Origin of the sequence: Enterococcus saccharolyticus subsp. saccharolyticus (assembly GCF_029023825.1) — a bacterium.
Taxonomy (GTDB): domain Bacteria; phylum Bacillota; class Bacilli; order Lactobacillales; family Enterococcaceae; genus Enterococcus_F; species Enterococcus_F saccharolyticus.
In genome coordinates, this window is the sequence record NZ_CP118957.1 from 322161 (window position 1) to 345369 (window position 23209).

22 protein-coding genes are annotated in these 23209 nt (G+C 37.4%); 17 read left to right on the forward strand and 5 right to left on the reverse strand.

The genetic code is table 11. From position 1 onward, the window contains the following. Window positions 1–289: 289 nt before the first annotated feature. Both PYW32_RS01780 and PYW32_RS01785 read right to left on the reverse strand, forming a co-directional pair. The gene (locus tag PYW32_RS01780; RefSeq protein WP_016176240.1) at window positions 290–697 is read right to left on the reverse strand and encodes a hypothetical protein; all 408 of its coding nucleotides are present in this window, start codon (window positions 695–697) and stop codon (window positions 290–292) included. Window positions 698–713: 16 nt separating this feature from the next. After that, window positions 714–1160 (reverse strand): YueI family protein, encoded by a 447-nt coding sequence (locus tag PYW32_RS01785; RefSeq protein WP_281169690.1) that lies wholly within the window; start codon window positions 1158–1160, stop codon window positions 714–716. A gap of 126 nt (window positions 1161–1286) precedes the next feature. Between PYW32_RS01785 and PYW32_RS01790 the strand changes: the two genes are divergently transcribed. The 16 genes from PYW32_RS01790 (at window position 1287) to PYW32_RS01865 (ending at window position 16788) form a co-directional block, all read left to right on the forward strand. Then, entirely contained in the window at window positions 1287–1856 is a 570-nt protein-coding gene (locus PYW32_RS01790) for a GNAT family N-acetyltransferase (protein WP_016176238.1), read from the forward strand. 59 nt (window positions 1857–1915) lie between these two features. Continuing rightward, window positions 1916–2329 (forward strand): iron-sulfur cluster biosynthesis family protein, encoded by a 414-nt coding sequence (locus PYW32_RS01795; RefSeq protein ID WP_016176237.1) that lies wholly within the window; start codon window positions 1916–1918, stop codon window positions 2327–2329. Next, complete coding sequence (locus tag PYW32_RS01800) at window positions 2292–3185, forward strand: metallophosphoesterase (RefSeq protein ID WP_016176236.1); 894 nt, start codon at window positions 2292–2294, stop codon at window positions 3183–3185. Before PYW32_RS01795 ends, PYW32_RS01800 begins: the two co-directional genes overlap by 38 nt. 127 nt (window positions 3186–3312) lie before the next feature. Then, window positions 3313–4473: an MFS transporter gene (locus tag PYW32_RS01805; RefSeq protein WP_016176235.1), complete on the forward strand. Its 1161-nt coding sequence runs from the start codon at window positions 3313–3315 to the stop codon at window positions 4471–4473. A 193-nt stretch (window positions 4474–4666) separates the two neighbouring features. Further along, window positions 4667–4861, forward strand: a complete 195-nt coding sequence (locus PYW32_RS01810) for a hypothetical protein (RefSeq protein WP_035009936.1) — start codon at window positions 4667–4669, stop codon at window positions 4859–4861. Continuing rightward, window positions 4858–5298, forward strand: coding sequence for an acyl-CoA thioester hydrolase/BAAT C-terminal domain-containing protein (locus tag PYW32_RS01815; protein WP_016176234.1), 441 nt, complete (start codon window positions 4858–4860; stop codon window positions 5296–5298). Before PYW32_RS01810 ends, PYW32_RS01815 begins: the two co-directional genes overlap by 4 nt. A gap of 114 nt (window positions 5299–5412) precedes the next feature. Next, the gene (locus PYW32_RS01820; RefSeq protein ID WP_016176233.1) at window positions 5413–5904 is read left to right on the forward strand and encodes a PH domain-containing protein; all 492 of its coding nucleotides are present in this window, start codon (window positions 5413–5415) and stop codon (window positions 5902–5904) included. Further along, entirely contained in the window at window positions 5897–7285 is a 1389-nt protein-coding gene (locus tag PYW32_RS01825) for a PH domain-containing protein (RefSeq protein ID WP_016176232.1), read from the forward strand. Before PYW32_RS01820 ends, PYW32_RS01825 begins: the two co-directional genes overlap by 8 nt. Before the next feature lie 72 nt (window positions 7286–7357). Beyond that, window positions 7358–8326 carry a sodium:calcium antiporter gene (locus PYW32_RS01830; protein WP_016176231.1) on the forward strand — a complete coding sequence of 323 codons (969 nt, stop codon included), beginning with the start codon at window positions 7358–7360 and terminating at the stop codon, window positions 8324–8326. 59 nt (window positions 8327–8385) lie between these two features. After that, a complete protein-coding gene (locus PYW32_RS01835; RefSeq protein ID WP_016176230.1) occupies window positions 8386–8991 on the forward strand; it encodes a DUF1054 domain-containing protein in 606 nt (201 codons plus the stop codon). Between the two features lie 359 nt (window positions 8992–9350). Continuing rightward, the gene (locus tag PYW32_RS01840) at window positions 9351–11333 is read left to right on the forward strand and encodes a peptide ABC transporter substrate-binding protein (RefSeq protein ID WP_016176229.1); all 1983 of its coding nucleotides are present in this window, start codon (window positions 9351–9353) and stop codon (window positions 11331–11333) included. A gap of 66 nt (window positions 11334–11399) precedes the next feature. Continuing rightward, window positions 11400–12887 (forward strand): ABC transporter permease, encoded by a 1488-nt coding sequence (locus PYW32_RS01845; RefSeq protein ID WP_016176228.1) that lies wholly within the window; start codon window positions 11400–11402, stop codon window positions 12885–12887. A gap of 2 nt (window positions 12888–12889) precedes the next feature. After that, window positions 12890–13825, forward strand: a complete 936-nt coding sequence (gene oppC, locus PYW32_RS01850) for an oligopeptide ABC transporter permease OppC (protein ID WP_016176227.1) — start codon at window positions 12890–12892, stop codon at window positions 13823–13825. Window positions 13826–13836: 11 nt separating this feature from the next. Next, on the forward strand, window positions 13837–14916 hold the full coding sequence (locus tag PYW32_RS01855; protein WP_016176226.1) for an ABC transporter ATP-binding protein: 1080 nt from the start codon (window positions 13837–13839) through the stop codon (window positions 14914–14916). After that, entirely contained in the window at window positions 14894–15847 is a 954-nt protein-coding gene (locus tag PYW32_RS01860) for an ATP-binding cassette domain-containing protein (protein ID WP_420828459.1), read from the forward strand. The genes PYW32_RS01855 and PYW32_RS01860 overlap by 23 nt, the downstream gene beginning before the upstream one ends. Before the next feature lie 17 nt (window positions 15848–15864). Continuing rightward, window positions 15865–16788 (forward strand): RNA-guided endonuclease TnpB family protein, encoded by a 924-nt coding sequence (locus PYW32_RS01865; RefSeq protein WP_016176224.1) that lies wholly within the window; start codon window positions 15865–15867, stop codon window positions 16786–16788. A 152-nt stretch (window positions 16789–16940) separates the two neighbouring features. Here the strand turns inward: PYW32_RS01865 and PYW32_RS01870 are convergent, their stop codons facing one another. The 3 genes from PYW32_RS01870 to acnA all read right to left on the reverse strand — a co-directional run bounded on the left by PYW32_RS01870 (window position 16941) and on the right by acnA (window position 21620). After that, the gene (locus tag PYW32_RS01870) at window positions 16941–17483 is read right to left on the reverse strand and encodes a biotin transporter BioY (RefSeq protein ID WP_016176223.1); all 543 of its coding nucleotides are present in this window, start codon (window positions 17481–17483) and stop codon (window positions 16941–16943) included. Between the two features lie 149 nt (window positions 17484–17632). After that, complete coding sequence (icd, locus tag PYW32_RS01875; protein ID WP_016176222.1) at window positions 17633–18901, reverse strand: NADP-dependent isocitrate dehydrogenase; 1269 nt, start codon at window positions 18899–18901, stop codon at window positions 17633–17635. 43 nt (window positions 18902–18944) lie between these two features. Then, the gene (gene acnA, locus PYW32_RS01880; RefSeq protein WP_016176221.1) at window positions 18945–21620 is read right to left on the reverse strand and encodes an aconitate hydratase AcnA; all 2676 of its coding nucleotides are present in this window, start codon (window positions 21618–21620) and stop codon (window positions 18945–18947) included. Window positions 21621–21799: 179 nt separating this feature from the next. Between acnA and PYW32_RS01885 the strand changes: the two genes are divergently transcribed. Beyond that, on the forward strand, window positions 21800–23194 hold the full coding sequence (locus PYW32_RS01885; protein ID WP_016176220.1) for a citrate/2-methylcitrate synthase: 1395 nt from the start codon (window positions 21800–21802) through the stop codon (window positions 23192–23194). Window positions 23195–23209 lie beyond the last annotated feature (15 nt).

The following is a 23209-nucleotide window of genomic DNA, read 5'->3' on the forward strand; positions in this document are numbered from 1 at the left end:
TTCTGACATCATCAAATGAGACTGTGACGTAAGTAAAAACAAGTCAAAAATATCCGAACAAAATAGAAGGGCTACCATCGAATTTAAGTGGAATTGCGACGAGAACCAATCTTCTATTGTTCGGATAATAGGCTGTTAAACGACTTACGTCACAGCCTCAGGCAGAAAGCCTTTCTTTTTTTCGCTTATTTTTAAGAAAAAACAAAAATAGAATGAATAATCACTATTTTTTAGGATTATTCATTCTATTTGTCTACAGTCTGAAAGAAGCTGTCACTCAGCTTCTTTTTTAGTCTATATCTAATGACATGGTTTGTTTGCTATCATCTACGCGTAGTCCGGTCAGTTGCTCCCACCATAACTTCATGTCTTTTTCGTAAGTAGTTGGAAAGATTTGGACCACCTCAATCAATGGACGATTTTGCAACGTCGTGTTGGGGTAATTTAAGAGTAAATTATGTTTCAATTCACTTAACAAACTATAATATTGAAACATTAAGAAATTCATTTCTTCAGGGTCTTCTTCAAGTAACACTTTTGGTGCACGATCAAGCATAAATCCAAAGCTACGCATCATAAACATAATGCCATCTAAATGTTCTGGATCAATTAAAGAGGTGTCTTTTAATAAATCAATGTGGATATCGAGTGCAGTAACCAATTCCTTTTTTAATTCAGCGTATGACGGTGTGGACATAACCAATTCCTCCTTTTTAACGAAAAAGTTTGTGCCAAAAAGATTGTTTCTGATGAGTCGTTTGTTTTTGGCTAGGGGCAACAGCAAATTTTTGTTCTATATCAATGGTTTGTTCGTTGACTGCTGTTTTAGCAACAACCAGTAAACCAAGCCTGTCGTTTTGATTAGAATCGTCTGTAGCAACAACCGTAAATGAAAGATTGGCTTTTAGCGCCAATTGCATGTACGTTCGTTGGAGTGTTTCGGGTACTTTTCCGTTAATTAAAACCGTGCTGTTAGGGTAATCTGTCAAATGCTTGCGTAAAGTTTCTTCATTTTTTTGTTGTTTCATTTGCTCAATCGTCATACTAAGATAGCAACGCTCACGAAAAGTTCCTAAATATTTTCGTTGCTCATCGGGTTTGAGTAATGGCGCGCCGTAGAGACCTTGATCCAGATGTTTCTGAAGTTCGTCGGTCATCATCATCCCTCCTAAGCAGTTATTTTTATCTATTATAACATAGAACAAAAAATAAGTCGTTTTATTCACAAGCGGTTGTGCCTTTTCTGAAATACGTTATAATAAAGAAATTACAAAGGGGGAGAAAAAATGGAACAAGTCATGAATCATTATTTAGTTTTTGCTGAAAATCAAGTATTGGAAACCGAACGTTTAATTTTACGTCCGTTGTCTTTAGCGGATGCCGAAGATATGTACGAATATGCTAGCGACGAGATGACCACCGAATTTGTTTTTCCCACACATCAAACGCTGCAAGAAACCAAGGAGATTATTGCATCTGTTTTTATGGCAGACCCATTTGGTAAATTTGCAATTGAAGACAAAGAAACCCACAAAATGATTGGAACAATCGATTTACGAGTGAATATGAAAGCTGGAACTGCAGAAATTGGCTATACATTAAATCGTCATTACTGGGGAAAAGGATTGATGCCAGAAGCTGCAAAAATGTTGTTAATGTTGGGCTTTGACCAATTAAAACTCATACGGATTATTGCGGTACATGATTTGAAAAATCCTAAATCGGGTCGTGTGATGGAAAAAATTGGGATGACGAAAGAAAGTACGGTATATGAAGCAAGAAAAATTCATGGCGTGGTCTCTGATATTGTCACATATGGCATAACACACAGTCAATGGCAAGCACACAAAGCATAATATGACACAAGAAACGCCATGTTGACTTATACTTAAAGTAAGGAAAGGGGCAAAATAAGATGAAATTAAGTCTAACGAAAGAAGCACAAGAAAAGATAAATGGGATTCGTCAAGCCGGAGACCGCATTGTTTTAGATTTTGAAGATGCGATAGGACCTTTTGTTGAATCAGGAGCATCTTGTCAATTGTACCCGAATTTTCGTGTGTTATTTGTACCCAAAGAGTTTCCAGAAGCCGAATTAGTCGACTACGATGACCATCTTACAACTGAATTAGGAACAGTGTATGTGAAATCGACCTCTGAACGTTATTTAGATCAAGAGACACGACTTAGTGTAGAACCTACTTACCAACGTGTCCAATTGGTTTCTGATAGTGGTGTCTTGGCTGCGAATGTACCAATGAAGCGAATCGAATTAAAAGAAGGAAAAACAGATGCACAAATTAGCAATCGTTACGGATCTTCATGCTGATATTAATCGTTTAACACCGGCTGATTTAACACGCTTGCGTGATTACTTAGAGGAACAGCAAATTTCGCGCTTACATTTGGCTGGAGATACGGCGAATAAAGTGGATCGTGCCTTAGAAGTTGTTTCCTTATTTAATGAAGTTATTCCAACGACCTTTCATTGGGGCAATCATGAAATGGCTGATATTACCCAAGAGCAGGACTTTGAAGATTTTTCAAACCAGCAGTTTTTAAATTTTAAGACGATGGCGTTATCGGAACAAAAAATCTTTGTCGGTGTCAATGGTTGGTACGATTATCAATTTTCGGATATGAAAGATACCAATGAAATTGTCCGTTTGAAAAATTTATTTTGGTATGATCGAATGATTCAACGACAAGGAACCGATCCAGAAATTAGTCAACGGGTTTGTGAACGTTTGTATCAAGTCTTAGCTACGATTCCGAAAGAAAAACAAATTGTATTAGCGACGCATTTTGTGCCTCAAGCTGAATTCATTGTGCAACATACAGGAAAATACGCACGTTGGAACCATTTAAACGCTTTTTTAGGATCAAAAGCCTTTGGAGAAACACTCGATAACTTCGAGAATATTGAGCATGTCATTTTTGGTCATACCCATCGCCGTTTTGGCACACACCAATTGGGAGAAACAACTTACCATTGCCGACCGTTTGGTTATTATTTTGAATGGCAGTTAACGAAAGAATTTGTGTTAAACAATCAATTAGCGGAAGTGTTTAATCCAACTAAAATGCGAGGTGTGCTACGAAGACACCAAGCGGCTTTTGATACCTACAAGCAAACGCATTTGTTAGAAGAATTTCAGCGTAGTTTAACGATTATTGACTATTAGAAAAATCAGGCAAAAACAGCACTAGAACCAGATTTCAATAGGGTTCTAGTGTTTTCTTGTGGTATACTGGACACAGTATTTTGAATTTTCTTGAAATTATTAGTTGAATTGGTAGAAAGGAGTAATTATGCGGGGATATGTAAGAAATATTTTACTCATTTTTATTGTAGCGTTTAATTTACGGTTAGGAATTTCGAGCGTGCCACCAGTGATGAATCAAATCAAAGAAAGTCTAGCGATTAGCAATGTGCAGGCGAGTTTATTACCGAGTATTCCCGTGTTTTGTATGGGATTGTTTGCTTTTGGGATTGGGCGTTTCCAACAAACCTTTGGGCGTCGAAAAAGTGTCTTTCTCTTATTGCTAATTTTAGGAGGAGCGACACTCAGTCGGATGATTTTTTCCGGATATGTTGGTTTAGTGATTACGGCATTTATTATTGGTTTTGCCGTTGCCATTATCGGGCCGTTATTGTCAGGCTTTATTAAAGAGGAATTTCCTAATCATGCCGGATTGTTAATTGGGATTTATTCATTATCCATGGGCTTAGGGTCAGTTACTGCTGCTGGAATGGTTGCTCAAATCACGGATTGGTTTGGTGGACACTGGGCAAATGCACTTGGTATTTGGGGCATCATTGCCTTAGTGATTGCGGTCATTTGGATTTTATGTTCATCGAAAGAGCAGAAAGCCGAGACGATTCAAAATGTGGTGGCGGTAAAATTTCCGCTACGAAATATTCAAGCTTGGAAAATGGTCGCCTTTTTCGCGTTACAATCGGGAATGTTTTATAGCATTTTAACGTGGATTGCAGAGTTTTTCCGAAATAATATGGTATTGTCAGATAAAAATGTCTTTTTATTAACCGTTTTTACGACGGTACAAATGACTTGTAGCTTTTTAATACCAGCTTTGATGGATCGAGTGGGCCATCCTAAATTTTGGATGTATCTCTGTTCAGTGGCCATGCTTTTAGGTGCATTTTTCTTATCCATTTCCCATTTAAGTACGGCGATTATAGCGGTTTGTCTCTTTGCAGTAGGGACAGGTGGATATTTCCCGATTGCGATGTTGTTGCCATTGACGTATACACAAACCCCTACACAAGCCAGTGTATGGACTGGAATGACACAAGCGTTTGGTTACATGATTGGCGGTCAAGTGCCAGTATTGTTAGGTTGGTTAATTGACCATAGTGGGAATTACCACATGTTGTTTTACATGATTATTTTAAACAGTGTGTTATTAGCTATCATCGGACAGAATATTTTAAAGAAACAAAAAAGCTGAGTCGCATGCTCAGTTTCTTTTGTTTCTTTCAGAAGCGCTTGCGGAAGGGCTTTGTTATTTGATAAGATGAAAACGGTTGTTTTAAATTGTGGGTCGTAAAGAGGTCTGTTTGATGGAAGTGGAAATTAAAAAATTAGCGTATCAATCGGTATGAGGATATTGTTTTATACCAGAAGAAAGTCGTCGTGGTGTTGTGATTACCTTAGGGACGGCAGAAGGTGATTGTTTATTTGAACAAGCGTATCAAATTGCCAAAAAAGGCTATCGTGTCTTAGCGGTTTATTATTTTGGTAAAGAAACATTGCGACCCAAATTGGCACATGTGCCATTAGAGTTTTTTCACATGTTATTCAATTTACAGAACAGTTTGCTGCTTCATATCCGTTGACGATTGTTGGTACTTCACGGGGAGCAGAATTAGCACTCTTATTAGCCAATCATTTTCCCGCAGTATCTAATCTAGTACTGGTTGCGCCGACTGCTTACATTTATCCAGGTGAAGAGTATCGCCCTGTTTGGACACTGCATGGCAAAGACTTACCGACCATTCATTTTACTTGGCGAATGAAACTCAAAGAACGCTTTGGACAAAGTAACTTATTGCGAGAAATGTTTGATTATGAATTTTCCATTAACCGTCAAGTTCCTGAAGCAAGAATTGATACATCAATATTTAAAGGGAATCTCTTATTATTTGCTGGAAAAGAAGATACCTTTTGGACAAGCGCGCAAATGGGCACCTTGTTAGCTGATAATGCGATTCGAGCGAAATCAGTTGCTTTGCATGTTTTTGAAGATGCGGGTCATTTGTTTTCAAATGAGTGATTGCAAAGTGGGACACATGATGGTAATTTATATGCGACTTACTCCATGAATGAAATTATTGAAGCAAAATTAGCCAAATGGCACACATATTAACAAAACAAAGTAGGTGGAAAAGTGGATTATCCGTTATTACCAAAGCAACTACCGGCACGTATCAAACGCGTTTGGCGCAAAACAATTGTTGTGACAAGTGGTCTCTTATATTTGTTCGTTGGACTCATTTGTGCGATCGTCTATTTGTTGGATATTTGGACGAGTTATTGGTTTGTGACAATCATGAGTTTAGTTGTTTTGATTAGTATTAGTGCGATTGTTCGTTGGGCATTAGTCTCTTATCGTTATACTTTTCATCGTTACGAAATGACGAGCGAAGATCTAGCTTTTCAAAAAGGCTATTTTTTTCGTTCAACAACGATTGTGCCGATTAATCGCATTCAACATATTAATACAGAACAAGGGCCATTTTTAAGAAAAGAACACCTTATCGAGATGAGGATTCATACGGCTGCAACGACGCATCGTATTGCGGGATTAGATAGTGACGAAGCAAAGCTCTTACGCAATCAAATCATTGAAATGGTAAAGGCGGCGAAAGAAGATGTCTGAAAAACATCGGTACCATCCCATTTCGTGGGGACTGGCTTTTTTTCAACAACTAAAGAATTTTGTAATTCCTATCGTACTGCTCCTTTTTCAATGGCGTGAATTGCCTTTAGGCTGGTTGATTGTCGGGTTATTTTTGCTTATCAGTATCATTGCGAGCTTTCAATATTTCACTCACTACTATAAAGTGACAACCGATTCGTTGATTGTCTATAGCGGGATAGTGAATAAAAAAGAAACAATTATTCCTTATGAACGGATGCAAACGTTGAAGCAACAACAGTGGTTTTTCTTTAAACCATTTCACGTCGTACGGTTGTCTATTGAAACAGCAGGAGGGAGTAGTACAGAAGCAGAAGCAGTTTTACCTGCAGTTCCTGAACGAATAGTGCAGCGGTTAGAGCAATTACGGGGCAATCATTTAGAAGAAGTTTCCGAAACGGATGGCTATGAAATACCTGCGAATCAAATTTTACTTTTTAGTTTGACGAATTTAAGTATGTTTGCGACATTCGTTGCGTTATTTGCCTTTTTTGATCAACTCATCCCCGATACTTGGTCGAGTCGCTTATTTTCATTAGGAGAGCAATTCTTGCAAGCGGGTTGGTTTATGTTCCTTGTAGCTGGCGGTAGTGTATTGCTTTTAGTATCCGTCGTATCAATCATAAAAAATATGATTTTATATTATCGTTTTCGTGTGACTCGTCAACAAGCGACAATTACGATTGAAAGTGGTTTGTTTGAGCGGAAAATACAAAAAATTCCATTAACGAAGATTCAAGGTGTACAAATTCACCAGCAGGTTTTGCGGAAGCTATTTGGATTGGTTTCGGTTGAAGTTTTACTAGCGAGTGGACAAGAAGAAGGCGATGATATGAAACAAGTTTTTTTATTGCCGATTATTCATGAACAAGCGATGTATCGTGTATTAGCAATGTTGCTCCCTGAATGGCAGTTGCAACAACCAAAGTTACACTATACTTCTCGGGATAAGGTATGGTATTTTTTACGGATACCGTTGGCAATTATGATACCGCTGAGCATTGGTGTTTTTTTCATCCGTCCGTGGCTTAGTCTCATCGCTTTGGTACTTGGTATCGTGTGGTTATTCATCAGCAAACGGAATAGTTTCTATCAAGGATATGTGATTGAAGAGCAACGTATTTGTATGCAACGGGCACTTTTTTTTACAAAAACACAAACGTTTGTTGCACGTCCTAAAATTCAAGCATGTCAAGAAGAAACGAGCAAATGGTTGTATCCGAAAAAAATTTACCATGTTTGTTTATTTATTAAAGGCGATGTATCGGTGGATTACTTACGATTAAAATATATTGAACAATCCGACCTTATCAAGATAAAAAATTTTTATCAGAAAAAATAGCGAACGTCATCTTAATAACTTGACAGCCCTCCCTTTTTTTAGAGAAAATAAAAGAAAAAGGGAGGTTTTCTTATGAGAAACATTCTTCTTCAAGTTCCGAGCGTGTTTTTAGTGGTCTTGTTGGTCGGTTGTTTATGGATGATTTCCAGTGCTGCGGATCGTATGATTGATCAAGCCTTGGAAATTAGTCGTAAACTAAAAATTTCAGAAATTGCAACAGGGGCAACCATTGTAGCTTTTGGAACGGTAGTGACGGAATTAGCGACGGCGATTATGGCAATCAATCAACATAGTCCTGATATTGCAGTCGGTAATGCAATGGGTTCAATGGTGACCAATTTAAGTATTATTGTTGGCATTGGTGCTTTGACTGGTGTTGTTCCGATTTCGCGCTTAGTAACACTCAAAACACTCTTTTTCAGTAGTCTAGCCGCGCTGGTGTTTTTATTTACTTTTTTATCCCCAACTTCTCAATTGCCGCGACTTGCGGGTATTTTCTTCTTATGTTTAACACCGATTTATCTATGGTTCACTTTTAAAGCCAAACCGGCAAACGTGACACAAACAACCCCTTCTCATGTAAATTTTCTACTATCGTTGTTTAAATTATTTCTATTTATTGGTTTGATTAGTTTAGGCGCAGGAATTATCGTTCCAATTATTGATATTTTGGCACAGCGTTTTAGTTTGTCAGAAGGCATCATTTCTGCGACAGTCATTGCCTTTGTCACCAATGCACCTGAATTATCGACCATGTATCATGCGACTCGAAAAGGAGCAGGCGATTTAGCTGTGGGAAATGTCATTGGCGCAAATATTTTAAACATTCTCGTTGTGCTAGGTATTGGTAGTATTTTAGCAGATGGTTTATATTTCTCTGCTGAAAATTTTTATCTTCAATTTCCAAGTTTACTAATTATCGTTCTTGTCTTCCTCGCATTTATTTTTAATTCCAACAAACATCAAATTAGTAGAAAAGAAGGCAGTTTATTAATTGCCTGTTATGGTATGTACATTCTGGCAAGCTTACTTTTATTGTAAAAGTTGTTGAAACGAAATAACTTGCGTTATAATGTTGGGATGGATAAGGAGGACAAATGATGTTTACCGAAAAAAGTTTTGATGTATTTCAAATTGAAGGATTAGACGAGCGTATGGCAGCGATTCGTTCAGAAATTCAACCTATTTTTCAAGAATTAAATGAGTATTTTAAAATAGAATTAGCTCCTGAAATTAATGATGAACTGTATATTCACATTGCGCAACATCGTCGTCGAAGTGTGCATCCACCAGAAAATACGTGGTCAGCAATTAGTCGTAAAAAACGTGGCTACAAGATGGAAGCCCATTTTCAATTGGGGATTTTTCCAGAATATGTTTTTATGTGGCTATCGATTATCGACCAACCAAAAGGCAAAGAAGAAATGGCTGAGCGCTTACTTGCACATTCGGAATGGTGGCATGATTTGCCAGCAGACATGATGCTAAACAAAGATCATACAATTAGTGATTATGAACCATTAACACCTGATTCAATGGAAAAAGTGTTGCAACGGTTGCAAAAAGTGAAGAAAAGCGAACTGCAAATTGGACGGGTAATTCCTAAAGATAGTCCCTTATGGAAAAATCCTGAAAAAGCACGCGCGTATATGTTAGAGACGTATCGCTTTTTATTGGACATGTATCAAGGGCTACAAATTGATTAAAAAGAAGCGTACGAGAATTTCTCGTACGCTTCTTTTGTTGGTTTCATGACTAACTAACGATTTAGTAGATGTATGGCTGTTAATTTTACAGATAGTTTCATTAACGTTTTGTTTTTTTGATGCTAACAGCTGTGTTTCAGATCCATAAATTGTTACAAAAATCGTTGTTTTATTAAAAAACGAGGAGAATGATTAAAATTAGGTGCATAGATTGATAAATAATTATTAAAAAAAGTTGACGACTAAAAAAAAGTTCTGTATTATTTTCTCAATACTTGATTTAATTTTCTGATAATTCGCAAATGTATGGGGATTATAGAAGCTAAATGGAGTAAAAAAGAAAAAATGGAGGAGTGTACATGAAAAAAAGTAAGGTTTTGACAGCTCTTTTAGTTAGTACGTTTGTGCTTGGCGCATGCGGTAACGGAGGGGATAAAAAAGAGGGTAGTTCTGGTGAAAGCAGTGATTTAGTTAAAGAATACAATACTGTATTTGCGACTGATTTAGAAACATTGGATTATACCGTTTCTCAACGTAAAACAAATAGTGATCACTATACAAACTTTGTCGAAGGATTACTAGAAAATGATCGTTATGGAAACTTGGTACCAGCAATGGCTGAATCATGGGAAGTTAGTGAAGATGGTTTAACTTATACGTATCATATTCGTGAAGGTGTCCAATGGATGGACAGCGAAGGCAATGAATATGGAGCTGAAGTAACAGCGCATGATTTCGTTACTGGTTTAAAACATGCAGTAGAGAAAAACTCAGAAACGTTATACATTGTGGCAGACAGTATCTCAGGATTATCTGATTACGTTTCAGGAAAAACAGATGACTTTTCTACAGTGGGTGTAAAAGCTGTAGATGATTATACGTTAGAATATACATTGAATCGACCAGAATCTTACTGGAATTCAAAAACAACTTATGGTATTTTGTACCCAATTAATGAAGAATTCTTAACATCTAAAGGTGATGATTTCGGAAAACCTCAACCAGATGGTATTCTTTACAATGGTCCATTTATCTTAGTAAACAACACAGCAAAATCTGTGATTGAATATGACAAAAATGAATCTTATTGGGATTTAGATAATTTACACATTGATACTGTAAAATGGACATATAATGATGGTAGTGATCCAGATGGTCTATTTAAAGCTTACCAAGATGGTACATTGACAGCAGCTCGTGTTTATCCAAACTCAGCTGGCTATAAAGATGTTGTAGCTGAATATCCAGATGCTATTACTTGGTCAGATACAGGTGGTTCTACGTTTAATATGACGTTTAACTTTAACCGTGGTACATTTGATGCAACTTCAAAAACAACGGATAAAGCAAAAGAAGATACTCAAAAAGCAATTCGTAACCGTAACTTCCGTTTAGCTATGCTTTTTGGATTTGACAAAACTGCATACAATGCTCAAAACGTTGGAGAAGAAGGTGCATCAAGAAGTTTACGTAATACTTTAGTGCCAACTGAATTTGTTTCAATTGATGGTAAACCTTATGGAGAAACTGTTGAAGAGAAACTAAAAGCGCTTGATCCCGATGCTTTTGGTGATGTTGACTTAGCAGAAGGTCATGATGCTTATTACAATGCTGAAAAAGCGAAAAAATATATGGATTTAGCGAAAGCTGAATTAGAAGCAGATGGCGTTGAATTCCCAATTCACTTAGATATGCCAGAAGCTGAAACAAGAGAAACAAACGTGAATATGGCAAAATCATTGAAAAATACGATTGAGTCTTCTCTAGGAAAAGACAATGTTGTTGTTGATATTCAATTGTTAAATCAAGATAAATATTTAGCAGCGACTTACCAAGCAACAACTGGTGAAGCAGGTGACTTTGATATTTCTAATGCTTCTGGTTGGGGTCCTGACTTTGTCGATCCATCCACTTATTTAAATATTTATGATTCACGTAAGGGCGATATGTTGAAAACACTAGGTCTAGAAGGATCACAAATTGTTGAAGGAAAAGATCCATCAACTGCTGCGAAAGACAGTATTAAATTAAGCGAGTATGACGCATTGTTAGATGACGCATCTGCGATTACTGATAATGATAATGAACGTTATACAAAATATGCTGATGCTGAAGCATGGTTGTTAAACAGCGCAATCCAAATTCCAATCTATGCAGATGAGGGTGTACCTCGTGTAACTAATGTGGTTCCTTACACAAAACCAGATGGTTGGGCAGGAATTGCAGCAAATAAATTGAAATATGTTGAAATTCAAGACAGTGCTGTAACTGTAGAACAATATGATAAAGCACGCGCTGACTGGGAAGCAGAAAAAGCAAAATCAAAAGAAACAGCAGAATAGTTTATCACAAGTAAAAAAGGCTTTTTAGCCTTTTTTACTTACATATTAGAAAGTAGGGGAAGTAATTTGAAGCGATACCTTTTATTTAGGATATTACGATCAATCCTCAGTATTTTCCTAGTAACGACGCTAACATATACAATTATCTATACGTTAGTTCCTCGTAGAGCTGTTTTCCAAGATGATGTACAATATGGAAAACTAAAAGGAAAACCTGATGAATTGGCAGAATATGAAAATACAGCGTTCAGTAAGATGGGATATATTGAATATTACAATTCAAAAAAATTAGTTGATACTGTTAAAAAAGAACATCCAGAAGTTTCTGGAGAACCCACAGCAGAAAATCAAAAAATTTTAGAAGAGTGGACGAAAGAAAATGGATGGGAGTTAAAACAATTTCCTTTAAGTAAGTCATTTTACGCAATCAAAGACATTCCGTTACCAAAACGCGTGTATCGTTTTTATGCCAATATGATCCATATTGATCATCCATGGAAGGTGCAAGATCCAGATAATCCGGATATGAAACGCTCCCTACGTATTACCAACGATGAATTGGCAGGATTGGCTTTAGTCGGTTCGGGAACACAATATAAATATCAAATTTATTTTGATAAAGAATTCCCGTATATTCACCAAAATATCGTGCACTTAGATTTAGGTGTCTCTTATCCAACGTTTGCCGGACGTAATGTAACAGACGTCATTGGCGGTGGACAAGGAAAATCAGATAGTAAAGAAGTAACTTTTGCTGACGGCAAAACATCACGTTCTTCTGTTGATATTTATTCAAGACAGTATCAAATGACGAGTCAATTATCTGCAAGAGATAAAAAATTGTATGGCGATAATTATGCTCATACCGATAAAAATTACCGTGACCCATCAATGATTGGTATTTCTTTTAGAATGGGTGTAATTGCTGTCTTACTTGCGTATGGAATTGGGATTCCTTTAGCAATGTTTATGGCTCGTTTCAAAGGGAAATTACCTGATAAAATGGGGATTGGTTTAGTTACGGTCTTAATTTCTGTTCCAAGTTTAGCGTTCATTTATTTCTTCCGTTTTATTGGTAGTCGTCTATTTGGCTTGCCAGATTCATTTCCAACCTTTGGGGCAGGCGATATTCGCTCCTATATCTTACCAACCATTATTTTAGGATTGTTATCTATTTCAAATATTATTATTTGGATTCGTCGTTACATGATTGACCAACAATCGGCAGATTATGTAAAATTTGCCAAAGCAAAAGGATTGAATTCACGAGAAATTGCCCGCAAGCATATCTTTAAAAATGCAGCAATTCCTATCGTTAACCAAATTCCAATGAGCATTATCGGTGCAATTACTGGAGCAACAATGACCGAAACAATTTTTGCTGCACCAGGTATGGGTAAAATGTTACCGGATGCCATTCAAGCGCATAATAATCCTGTTGTTATGGCAATTGTTTTTGTCTTTACAACTGTAGCAGTTACCTCTGTCTTAATTGGTGACTTAGCAATGGCAATGGTTGATCCACGAATCAATCTATCAGAAGGAGGGAAATAAACGTGGAAACTTCAGAAAAGAAAATAAATGATGGCTTTACCTTTGTTTCAACGGATTCCCTAACTTCGGAAAAAATTGATACACCCACATATTCTTATTGGCGTTCAGTAGGAAGAAAATTTTTCTCAAGCAAAGTAGCAATTGCAATGCTGATTTTAATGGTTGCTATTTTATTAATGTCTTTCATTCAACCGATGTTTAGTGGTTATGATTTTATGAACGTAGATGATATTAATGACTTTTCAAAACGTTACAATCCACCAAGCATGCAAGAATGGTTTGGTACAGATAAAAATGGGATGTCTTTATTTGATGCTGTTTGGGCAGGTGCGAAAACATCGATTTCCATTAGTGTCTTAGCTACTTTGATTACGACAGTTATCGGTGTTATTGTTGGCGCAATCTGGGGAACGTCTAAGAAAATCGACCGTTTCATGTTAGAGGTCTATAATGTAGTTACCAACGTACCTCAACTATTAATCATTATGGTATTGTCGTATACATTTGGTAGTGGTTTTTGGAATTTAATTTTTGCGATGTGTGTCACAGGTTGGTTGAGTACGGCCTACTTCATTCGTGTACAAGTAATGATTATGCGTGACCGTGAATACAACTTAGCATCAAAAACATTAGGGACACCACCAATGCGTATGATTGTCCGTAATATCTTGCCGTATTTGACCTCAATTATCGTGACGAGTGTCTCACAATCTTTACCAGCATTTATCTCTTATGAAACGTTCTTATCTTTCTTAGGTGTTGGGTTAAGTGCAGATGTTCCATCATTAGGTAAATTAATTTCAGGATACACAAATAATATGAGCAACTATCCGTATCTATTTTGGATTCCAGTTACTGTGTTGGCCTTAGTTTCTGTTTCTCTTTACATTGTTGGACAGACCTTGGCAGATGCGGCTGATCCAAGAACACATATGTAAGGAGGCACACTATGGAGAAAAAAACAATTTTAAAAGCGGAAAATATTTCTGTAAGCTTTAAAGTACGTAACCGTGAATTACGTGCCATCCGAAATGTTTCGCTTGAATTGAAAGAACAAGAAACACTAGCGATTGTTGGTGAATCAGGTTCTGGAAAATCTGTGCTTACCAAAACATTTACGGGTATGCTAGAAACTAATGGAGAAATTACAAGTGGTACGATTGAATACGCAGGTAAAGATTTAGCCACTTTGAAAAAAGATGAGGAATGGGATGGCATTCGCGGGAAAGAAATCGCCACTATTTTCCAAGATCCGATGACTTCTTTAAATCCAATTAAAACAATTGGTTCTCAAATTTCAGAAGTGATAATCAAGCATCAAGGGAAATCATCGAAAGAAGCCAAACAGATGGCTATTGATTTGATGGATCGTACAGGCATTCCTAATGCTGCGAAACGTTACGATGAATATCCTTTCCAATATTCTGGTGGGATGCGTCAACGAATCGTTATTGCGATTGCCTTAGCTTGTCGTCCTAAAATTCTTATTTGTGATGAACCGACTACGGCTTTGGACGTGACGATTCAAGCACAGATTCTAGAATTAATTCGTGAGTTACAAGAAGAATATAAATTCACCACCATTTTTATTACGCATGACTTAGGCGTGGTTGCTTCGATTGCTGACAAAGTTGCAGTAATGTATGCAGGACAAATTATTGAAACAGGAACAGTGGAAGAAATCTTCTATGATCCTCGTCATCCTTACACATGGAGCTTATTGTCTTCTTTACCACAATTGGGTCAAAAAGGGGATGAACTTTATTCTGTTCCCGGGACACCACCTTCTTTATACAAAGAAATCAAAGGGGATGCGTTTGCTCCTCGTAGTTCATACGCGATGCAAATTGACTTTGATAGTGAACCACCAATGTTCCAAGTAACAGAAACGCACTTTGCTAAAACGTGGTTACTTGATCCGCGTGCGCCTGAAGTTCAAAAACCAGAAATCATCCAAGGATTGCATGAAAAATTAGTGGCATTAACAGAAGCAGCCGAAGCAAATAATGGAGGGGAAGTACGTGTCTAAAGAAAAAGAAGTTATCTTATCAGTCAAAGATTTAGAGATTACTTTTGGTGAAGGTAAGAAAAAATTCGTTGCCGTACAAGATGCCAATTTTGATATCTATAAAGGAGAAACATTCTCTCTTGTAGGTGAATCTGGTTCTGGAAAAACAACGATTGGACGTGCAATTGTTGGATTAAATGAAACAAGTAATGGGGACATTTTATTTGAAGGCAAACGTATTAATGGAAAATTAACGAAAAAAGAACAAGAAGATAAAATTCGTAAAATTCAAATGATTTTCCAAGACCCATCAGCTTCTTTAAATGAGCGTGCAACCGTGGAGTATATTATTTCTGAAGGATTATATAACTTTAATCTATTTAAAAATGAAGAAGAACGTTTGGCAAAAGTAGAACAATTAATTGAACAAGTTGGTTTATTGCCAGAGCATATGTACCGTTACCCACATGAATTTTCTGGTGGTCAACGTCAACGGATTGGGATTGCTCGTGCCTTAATTATGGAGCCGTCATTGGTGGTCGCAGACGAACCTATTTCAGCTTTAGATGTGTCGATTCGTGCCCAAGTTTTAAATTTATTGAAAAAATCGCAAATAGAAGATGCGGTCACATATTTCTTTGTAGCCCATGATTTATCTGTTGTGCGTTTTATTTCTGACCGTATTGCTGTTATTCGTGCAGGACGGATTCTTGAATTAGCCGAAACAGAAGAGTTGTTTAGGAATCCCTTGCATCCATATACCAAAGCATTGTTATCTGCGGTACCAATTCCAGACCCTATTTTGGCTCGTAAGAAACAACTAGTTGTTTATAATCCAGAGATGCACGATTATTCAACGGATAAACCAAGATTTGAAGAAGTAAAACCAGGTCATTACGTTTATGGAAATACACTAGAATTAGCAGGTTATCGCGCAGCCGTTCAAGAATAGGATAAAGTGGTGAAAAGATGGGGGTCTTAAAAGCATATCGTTTTAAAATTTATCCTGATGCAGAGCAAAAACAGTTTTTTATTCGCACATTTGGATGTGTTCGTTTCACGTATAACCATCTTTTGATGCATCGCAAACAAAATGGCGACAGTAAATTAACCCCCGCATCGCTCAAGCGAGATTATCCGTTTTTAAAAGAAACGGATAGCTTAGCGCTTGCGAATGCACAGCGTAATTTAGACAAAGCGTTTCGCCGTTATTACAGTGGTCAAAGTGGTTTTCCAAATTTAAAAAATAAATCAAATATGTGGCAATCTTACACAACGAATAATCAAAAACATACGATTTATTTTGTAGAGGATAAATTAAAACTACCGAAATTAAAATCGCTTATTGAAGTGAATCTTCATCGTGAAATGAAAGGTGAAATTAAATCGGCAACCATTTCTGCCAAAAACACCGAAGAATTTTACGTCTCGATTTTGTGTATTGAGGAAGTTGAAAAGCTAGAAAAAACGCATCGCAACATTGAAATTCGGTATTGTCCTAAACAACTTGTGCATTTTACAGAAGGCAGTTGTCCCATTTCGTTTAACCAAGAAAAGTTGTTGGGACGAATTAAGCAAGCCAAGCGAACATTACGCTTACGTGCGAAAGTTGCCAAAAAGCGCAAAGTGTTATTAGCGGATGCTAAAAACTATCAGAAGCAAAAGAAAAAAATGAATCAACTTTTAGTTCAACGAAAAGATAAAAAAGACGATTTTATTAATCAGCTGTCTTATTTTCTAGTCGTGAATTTTGATTGTATTTTGGTACAAGAGAAAATTCCCAAAACATTCGAAACGATGCAACAAGAATTTACATCAAATGATTGGCAACAATTCCTAAGTAAATTACGCTATAAATCAGAATGGTATGGAAAAAAGTTAATCATTCGTTAAGCACAAATGAACATAAGAACTGGAAGGGGCTCCAGGGATAGCCTAGGGTATAGAAAAAATTGTTTGATTTTTGTTTCTAGGAAGATCTGCTCACTAATTATGAAAAACCGAAAAAAGAAGCGTACGAGAAATTCTCGTACGCTTCTTTTTTGTTATCTTGTAGCTAAAAATTTTTCAGGTAGTCGTTGAATGAGAAAAACACCAATTGTCCCTGCAACAATAGCTTTGATCATTTCGGGGATTAAGAAGGTTATAAATCCACCAGAAAGGGCCGCTGCCCAGGTCATATCAGCAGAGAACTTCAACCAAATGCTTCCGAATAAAAGGGTAATGATAAAACCAATTAAATTCGCTAAGATAACCCAGAAATAGGTCGTCGGTAATTTTTTTAAGAGGGTTCCTAAGACAACTCCTGTAAAAATGAATCCGACTAAATATCCACCGGTTGGACCCAAAATTGAGGCAATCCCACTACCAAAACCAGCGTAAACAGGTAAACCAATTAATCCAAGTAATAAATAAATCATAATTGCCCATGTACCGACTTTAAGTCCTAAGACAGTGACTGTTAAACCAACGATAAATGTCTGCATACTAAAAGGCACGACACCAATTGGAATGACAATTTGCGAAAAGACAGCAATAATTCCGGCGAAAATGGCAGCTGTAATTTGTTCTTTTAAAGATAATTTCATAACATCACTCACTTCCTGTAAACCATAATTTCAATTGTTGTTAACAATGGAATGAGTATAGCATAATGTTAACTTTGAGTAAATAACAAGTTAACAAAAAACTGCGACATCGGTTTACTGTTAATAAACGTCTATCGCAGCTTTTTAGTTTACATTTCTTTGATAATTGATACTAATAATGAACCAAATTCTTGTGTCGATAATTCAACAGCGTCATCCATTGCATGCGCAAAATCAGAAGTGACTTTTTTGGTACGAATGGCTTCTTCAATGGCATTCGTAATTAAATCGGCAGCTTCTTGCCAACCTAAATATTCTAATAGCATGCCTCCTGAAAGAAGTAAAGAAGAAGGATTTGCTTTCCCTTGGCCAGCGATATCTGGTGCTGTACCATGTGTCGCTTCAAAAATGGCATATCCGGTATTATAATTGATATTTCCACCAGGAGCAATGCCAATCCCACCGACTTGAGCGGCTAGGGCATCTGAAATGTAATCGCCATTTAAGTTACAAGTCGCAATCACATCGTATTTTTCTGGATACAATAAGATTTGTTGCAAGAAGTTGTCTGCAATCACATCGTTTACAATGATTTTTCCTTGCGCTTTCGCTTCATTGAGTGCCGCATCCGCAGTTGCGACGCCTTCTGTTTGTTTAATCGCTTGGTATTGATTCATTGTAAAGCACGTGTCTTTGTAAGTTGTTTCTGCTAACTCATAGCCCCACAATTTGAAGCCGCCTTCTGTGAACTTCATGATATTCCCTTTGTGAACTAACGTAACTGTTGGGCGCTTTTGAGCGATAGCAAAATCAATTGCTGCCCCAATCAATCGTTTGCTGCCTTCTTCTGAAACAGGTTTGATTCCAATTGCTGAAGTTTCAGGGAAGCGAATATTTTTCACTGCGAATTGTTCTTGTAATAGTTGAATCAATTGTTGCGTTTCAGCTTCACCTTTTGCAAATTCAATCCCTGCATAGACATCTTCGGTATTTTCACGGAAGATGACCATATCGGTTTTTTCTGGTTCTTTGACTGGAGAAGGGACACCTTCAAAATAACGAACCGGACGAACACAAGCAAATAAATCAAGTGTTTGACGCAACGTAACGTTTAATGAACGAATACCTCCGCCAACAGGAGTGGTCAATGGACCTTTCAAAGCCACTTTCGCTTGTTCAATTGCATCTAACGTATGATCGGGTAACCAACTACCTGTTTCTTCAAACGCCTTTTCTCCAGCTAAGATTTCTTGCCAGAAGATTTTTTTCTCATCGCCATAGGCTTTTTCAATCGCAGCATCAAAAACTGGTTGTGATGCTGCCCAAATTTCAGCACCAACACCATCTCCCGCAATAAACGGGATGGTTGGTGTATTGGGAATGGTGCGTTGACCATTCGTTACAGTGATATATGTCATAAAATTTCTCCTAGTTCATAGTAATTTAGTGTTTAAATGTGTTTTACGCCATTTTTTTACGGATAACCATTGGTAAGATACCTTGGTTTTTCCAGTAACGAATATCAGCAGGTGCATCGAAACGCAGACGTGTTGTAAAACGAATTTCTGTTCCATCTGCTTTCTTAGCAATCACATCAATTAATTGTTTTACTTCCGGTTCTTCTGGTAAGAAGATGTCAAATGTTTCTTCACCTGTTAATCCTAATGATTCTGCAGTGTCGCCATTGAGATATTCTAATGGTACCACGCCCATCATAACTAAGTTACTGCGGTGAATACGTTCAAAACTTTCTGCTAAAACAGCTTTAACGCCTAATAATTGTGTTCCTTTAGCTGCCCAGTCACGAGAAGATCCCATCCCGTAATCTTTGCCTGCAAGGACAATCCCACCAATATTGTTTTCCTGGTATTTCATCGCTGCGTCGTAAATGGACATTTCTTCGCCAGTTGGTAAATATCGAGTGACACTACCTGTGCTTCCAGGCACTAATTGGTTTTGGAGACGGATATTTCCGAATGTCCCACGCATCATGATTTCATGATTGCCTCGACGAGAACCAAATGAGTTGAAGTCGCGGTAAGTCACGCCTTTTTCTTTCAAGTATTTACCAGCAGGAGAATCTAAGCCGATACTACCGGCAGGAGAGATATGATCCGTAGTTACCGAATCTGCTAATTTTGCTAAAACATGTAGATTTTCTAATGTTCCTTGTTTTGGTAATTCTTTCGTTAATCCTTCAAAGAATGGTGGATTAGCAATATAGGTTGATTCTTCTTCCCATTCATAACAATCGCTAGTCGTTGTTTCAATTTCATTCCAACGTTCGTTGGCATCGAATAAGTGTGAATAAGCTTCTTTAAAGGCATCTGGCGAAACATATTTTTGAATGCACTCTTGCACTTCTTCCGCACTTGGCCAAATCTCATTTAACATAACGGGTTGTCCATTTTTATCAATACCTAATGGTTCAGTGGTCAAATCTTTGCGAACAGTACCCGCTAAAGCGTATGCGACAACCAATGGTGGTGAAGCAAGATAGTTTGCTTTAATCAATGGATGAATTCGTCCTTCGAAGTTACGGTTTCCTGATAACACAGAAGACACGAGTAATTGTTCATCTTGAATCGCGTCTGAGATAGCATCGTCTAAAGGACCAGAGTTTCCGATACAGGTTGTACAACCATATCCAACAAGATAGAAGCCTAATTTTTCCAAGTAAGGGAGTAAACCACTCTTTGTTAAATAAGAAGTAACGATTTTTGAACCTGGAGCCAACGACGTTTTGACATATGCAGGAACTTTTAAACCTTTTTCAACGGCATTTTTAGCTAATAAACCTGCCGAGAGCATAACAAACGGATTACTTGTATTGGTGCAACTAGTAATCGCTGCTAGTAAGACATCCCCTGTGTGAATTAGATTGTCTTCTTTGTCCCATTTAATTTCAGCAGATTTTTCTAATTCTTCTGCTGGTAGACCAAATCCTTTTGGTCCCACAGGTGCTTGAATAGACTGGTCGAAGTCTTCTGCTACATTTGATAAAGTAATCCGGTCTTGTGGACGTTTTGGTCCCGCAAGAGATGGTTGAATATCGCCTAAATCGATAGTGATGACTTTGGTATAAGTTGGTACAACTTCTTTGTCATAGAATAAGTGATTTTCTTTCGCATATGCTTCCACTAATTCGATTAATTCTGGGGAACGTCCAGTTGTTGCCATATAGTTTAATGTTTCTTCATCAATTGGACAAAAACCACATGTTGCCCCATATTCAGGCGCCATGTTGGCTAAAGTCGCGCGGTCAGCTAAGCTTAATTCAGAATAGCTTGTCCCAAAGTATTCGACAAATTTACCAACAACGTTTTCTTTACGTAGACGTTCAGTTACAGCTAAGGCTAAATCGGTCGCAGTAGTTCCGGCAGGGAAAGAACCGACAAATTCAACACCGATAACTTCTGGCGTTGGGAAGAATGAGGCTTCACCTAGAATTGCTGCCTCGGCTTCAATACCGCCAACACCCCAACCTAAAACACCTAAACCGTTAATCATCGTTGTATGAGAGTCAGTTCCTTGTAGTGTATCTGGGAATAATAATGTTTGTCCATCGATGTCTTTACTAATCACAACATCAGATAAAGATTCAATATTTACTTGGTGGATGATACCCGTTTCAGGTGGTACCACTTCAAAATCATTAAACGATTGTTGTGCCCATTTTAAGAACTGGTAACGTTCTTGGTTACGTTCAAATTCTCTTTCCGTATTAATAGCAATGGCTTCTGGACGTCCGGAAGCATCGACTTGAACGGAATGGTCAACGACTAAGGTAACGGGAATTTCAGGATTGATGTCTGAGGCATTTCCTCCTAGTGAGACGATGGCATCACGCATCGCAGCTAAGTCAACGACGGCTGGCACACCAGTAAAATCTTGTAAAACAACGCGGGCTGGTTTAAAAGGGACAACTCCTTGAGGGGTAGCTGGGTTCCAATTGACTAACGTATCAATATTTTCTTCAGTTACATCTTCACCTAAGTGACGTGCCACACTTTCTAGTAGAACACGAATCGAGTAAGGTAAAGCGGCTAAATTTCCATTGTATTCTTTCACTACATCAGCAATTGCACAATAATCATATTCATTACTATTTAACTTTAATTGTTTCTTCCAATGCATTAAAATGCCTCCAATTCTATTTTAGAGTCTTAGAATAATTATACGTTTTTATTTTAAAAAAGCAAATCAATAAATTTTAATTCTTTCATTTTTAACTTATCATGTTATAATGGTTTCCATAATTTATTTTAAAAAAATGAGCTAAATTATCAAAAGAAGGTAGAATAGGAGGAAAAAAAGTGGAAGAATATCAAAATTCCTTTCCAAGTTTAGAAGAACTCGCTTTAAGATGTTATGCAAATGATAAAATAGATGTGCAACTTTATACAGAGAATGATGTGAAGCGTGGTTTGCGTGATAACAGCGGAAAAGGGGTTGTTGTTGGACTGACAAACATTTCGACAATTTATCCTGAAAAGATTGTCAATGGTGAGAAAATTCCAGGTGTAGGGGAGTTGCGTTACCGTGGAATTGATATTGATGAATTGGTGAATGGGTTTGTTTCAGATGGTCGATTTGGTTTTGAGGAAGTTGCATATTTATTACTTTTTGGAGAGCTGCCTTCAGATAAAGAATTGTATGATTTTCAAAATATTATTGCTGACAGACGGACACTACCGACGAATTTTGTACGTGACGTGATTATGAAAGCTCCACCAGAAAGTATTATGAATAGCTTATCGCGTAGTATTTTAACTTTAGCAAGTTACGATGATAAAGCTGACGACGTAAGTATTGAGAACGTTTTAGATCAAAGTTTAAACTTGATTGCGGTCTTTCCTATGTTAGCGGTGTATGCGTATCATGCATATAACCATTATGCCAAAGATGAAAGTATGTACATCCACCGTCCGAAAGCTGGATTAAGTACAGCTGAAACGATTTTAACCATGTTACGTCCAGATAAACAATACACGCCACAAGAAGCACAAACCTTAGATATGGCTTTAGTACTACATATGGAACATGGGGGAGGAAACAACTCAACTTTTACAACACGTGTGGTTACTTCTAGTGGATCAGATACGTATTCCACCATCGCTGCAGCGTTAGGTTCTTTGAAAGGACCAAAACATGGTGGAGCAAATATTAAAGTGACACAAATGATGGAAGATTTAAAAGAAAAAGTATCGGATTATTCTGATGAAAAAGCGGTACGTCAATATTTAACCGATATTTTAGATAAAAAAGAATTTGACAAAAAAGGTTTAATTTATGGTATGGGGCATGCGATTTATAGTGATAATGATCCTCGTGCAGCTATTTTCAAACGTTATGTTTCAAAATTAGCTGAAGAAAAGGGGGCAAAAGCGCAAGCTGAATACAATTTGTATACCCTAGTGGAGCGTGTTGCGCCAGAAATCATTGGAGAGAAACGTCGCATGTATAAAGGTGTTAGTGCGAATATCGATTTCTTTAGTGGGTTTGTTTATAGTATGTTAGGATTGCCATCAGAATTATATACCCCAATTTTTGCAATCGCACGAATTGTCGGATGGTCCGCGCATCGTATCGAAGAATTAATCAATGCCCAAAAAATTATGCGTCCAGCATATCAAGAAGTCTCCGTTGATCGTCATTATCAAACATTGGAAGAACGCTCAAAAATAGCTGAAAAACATTTAAGTGTTTAAGTAAAACGCGCCGAT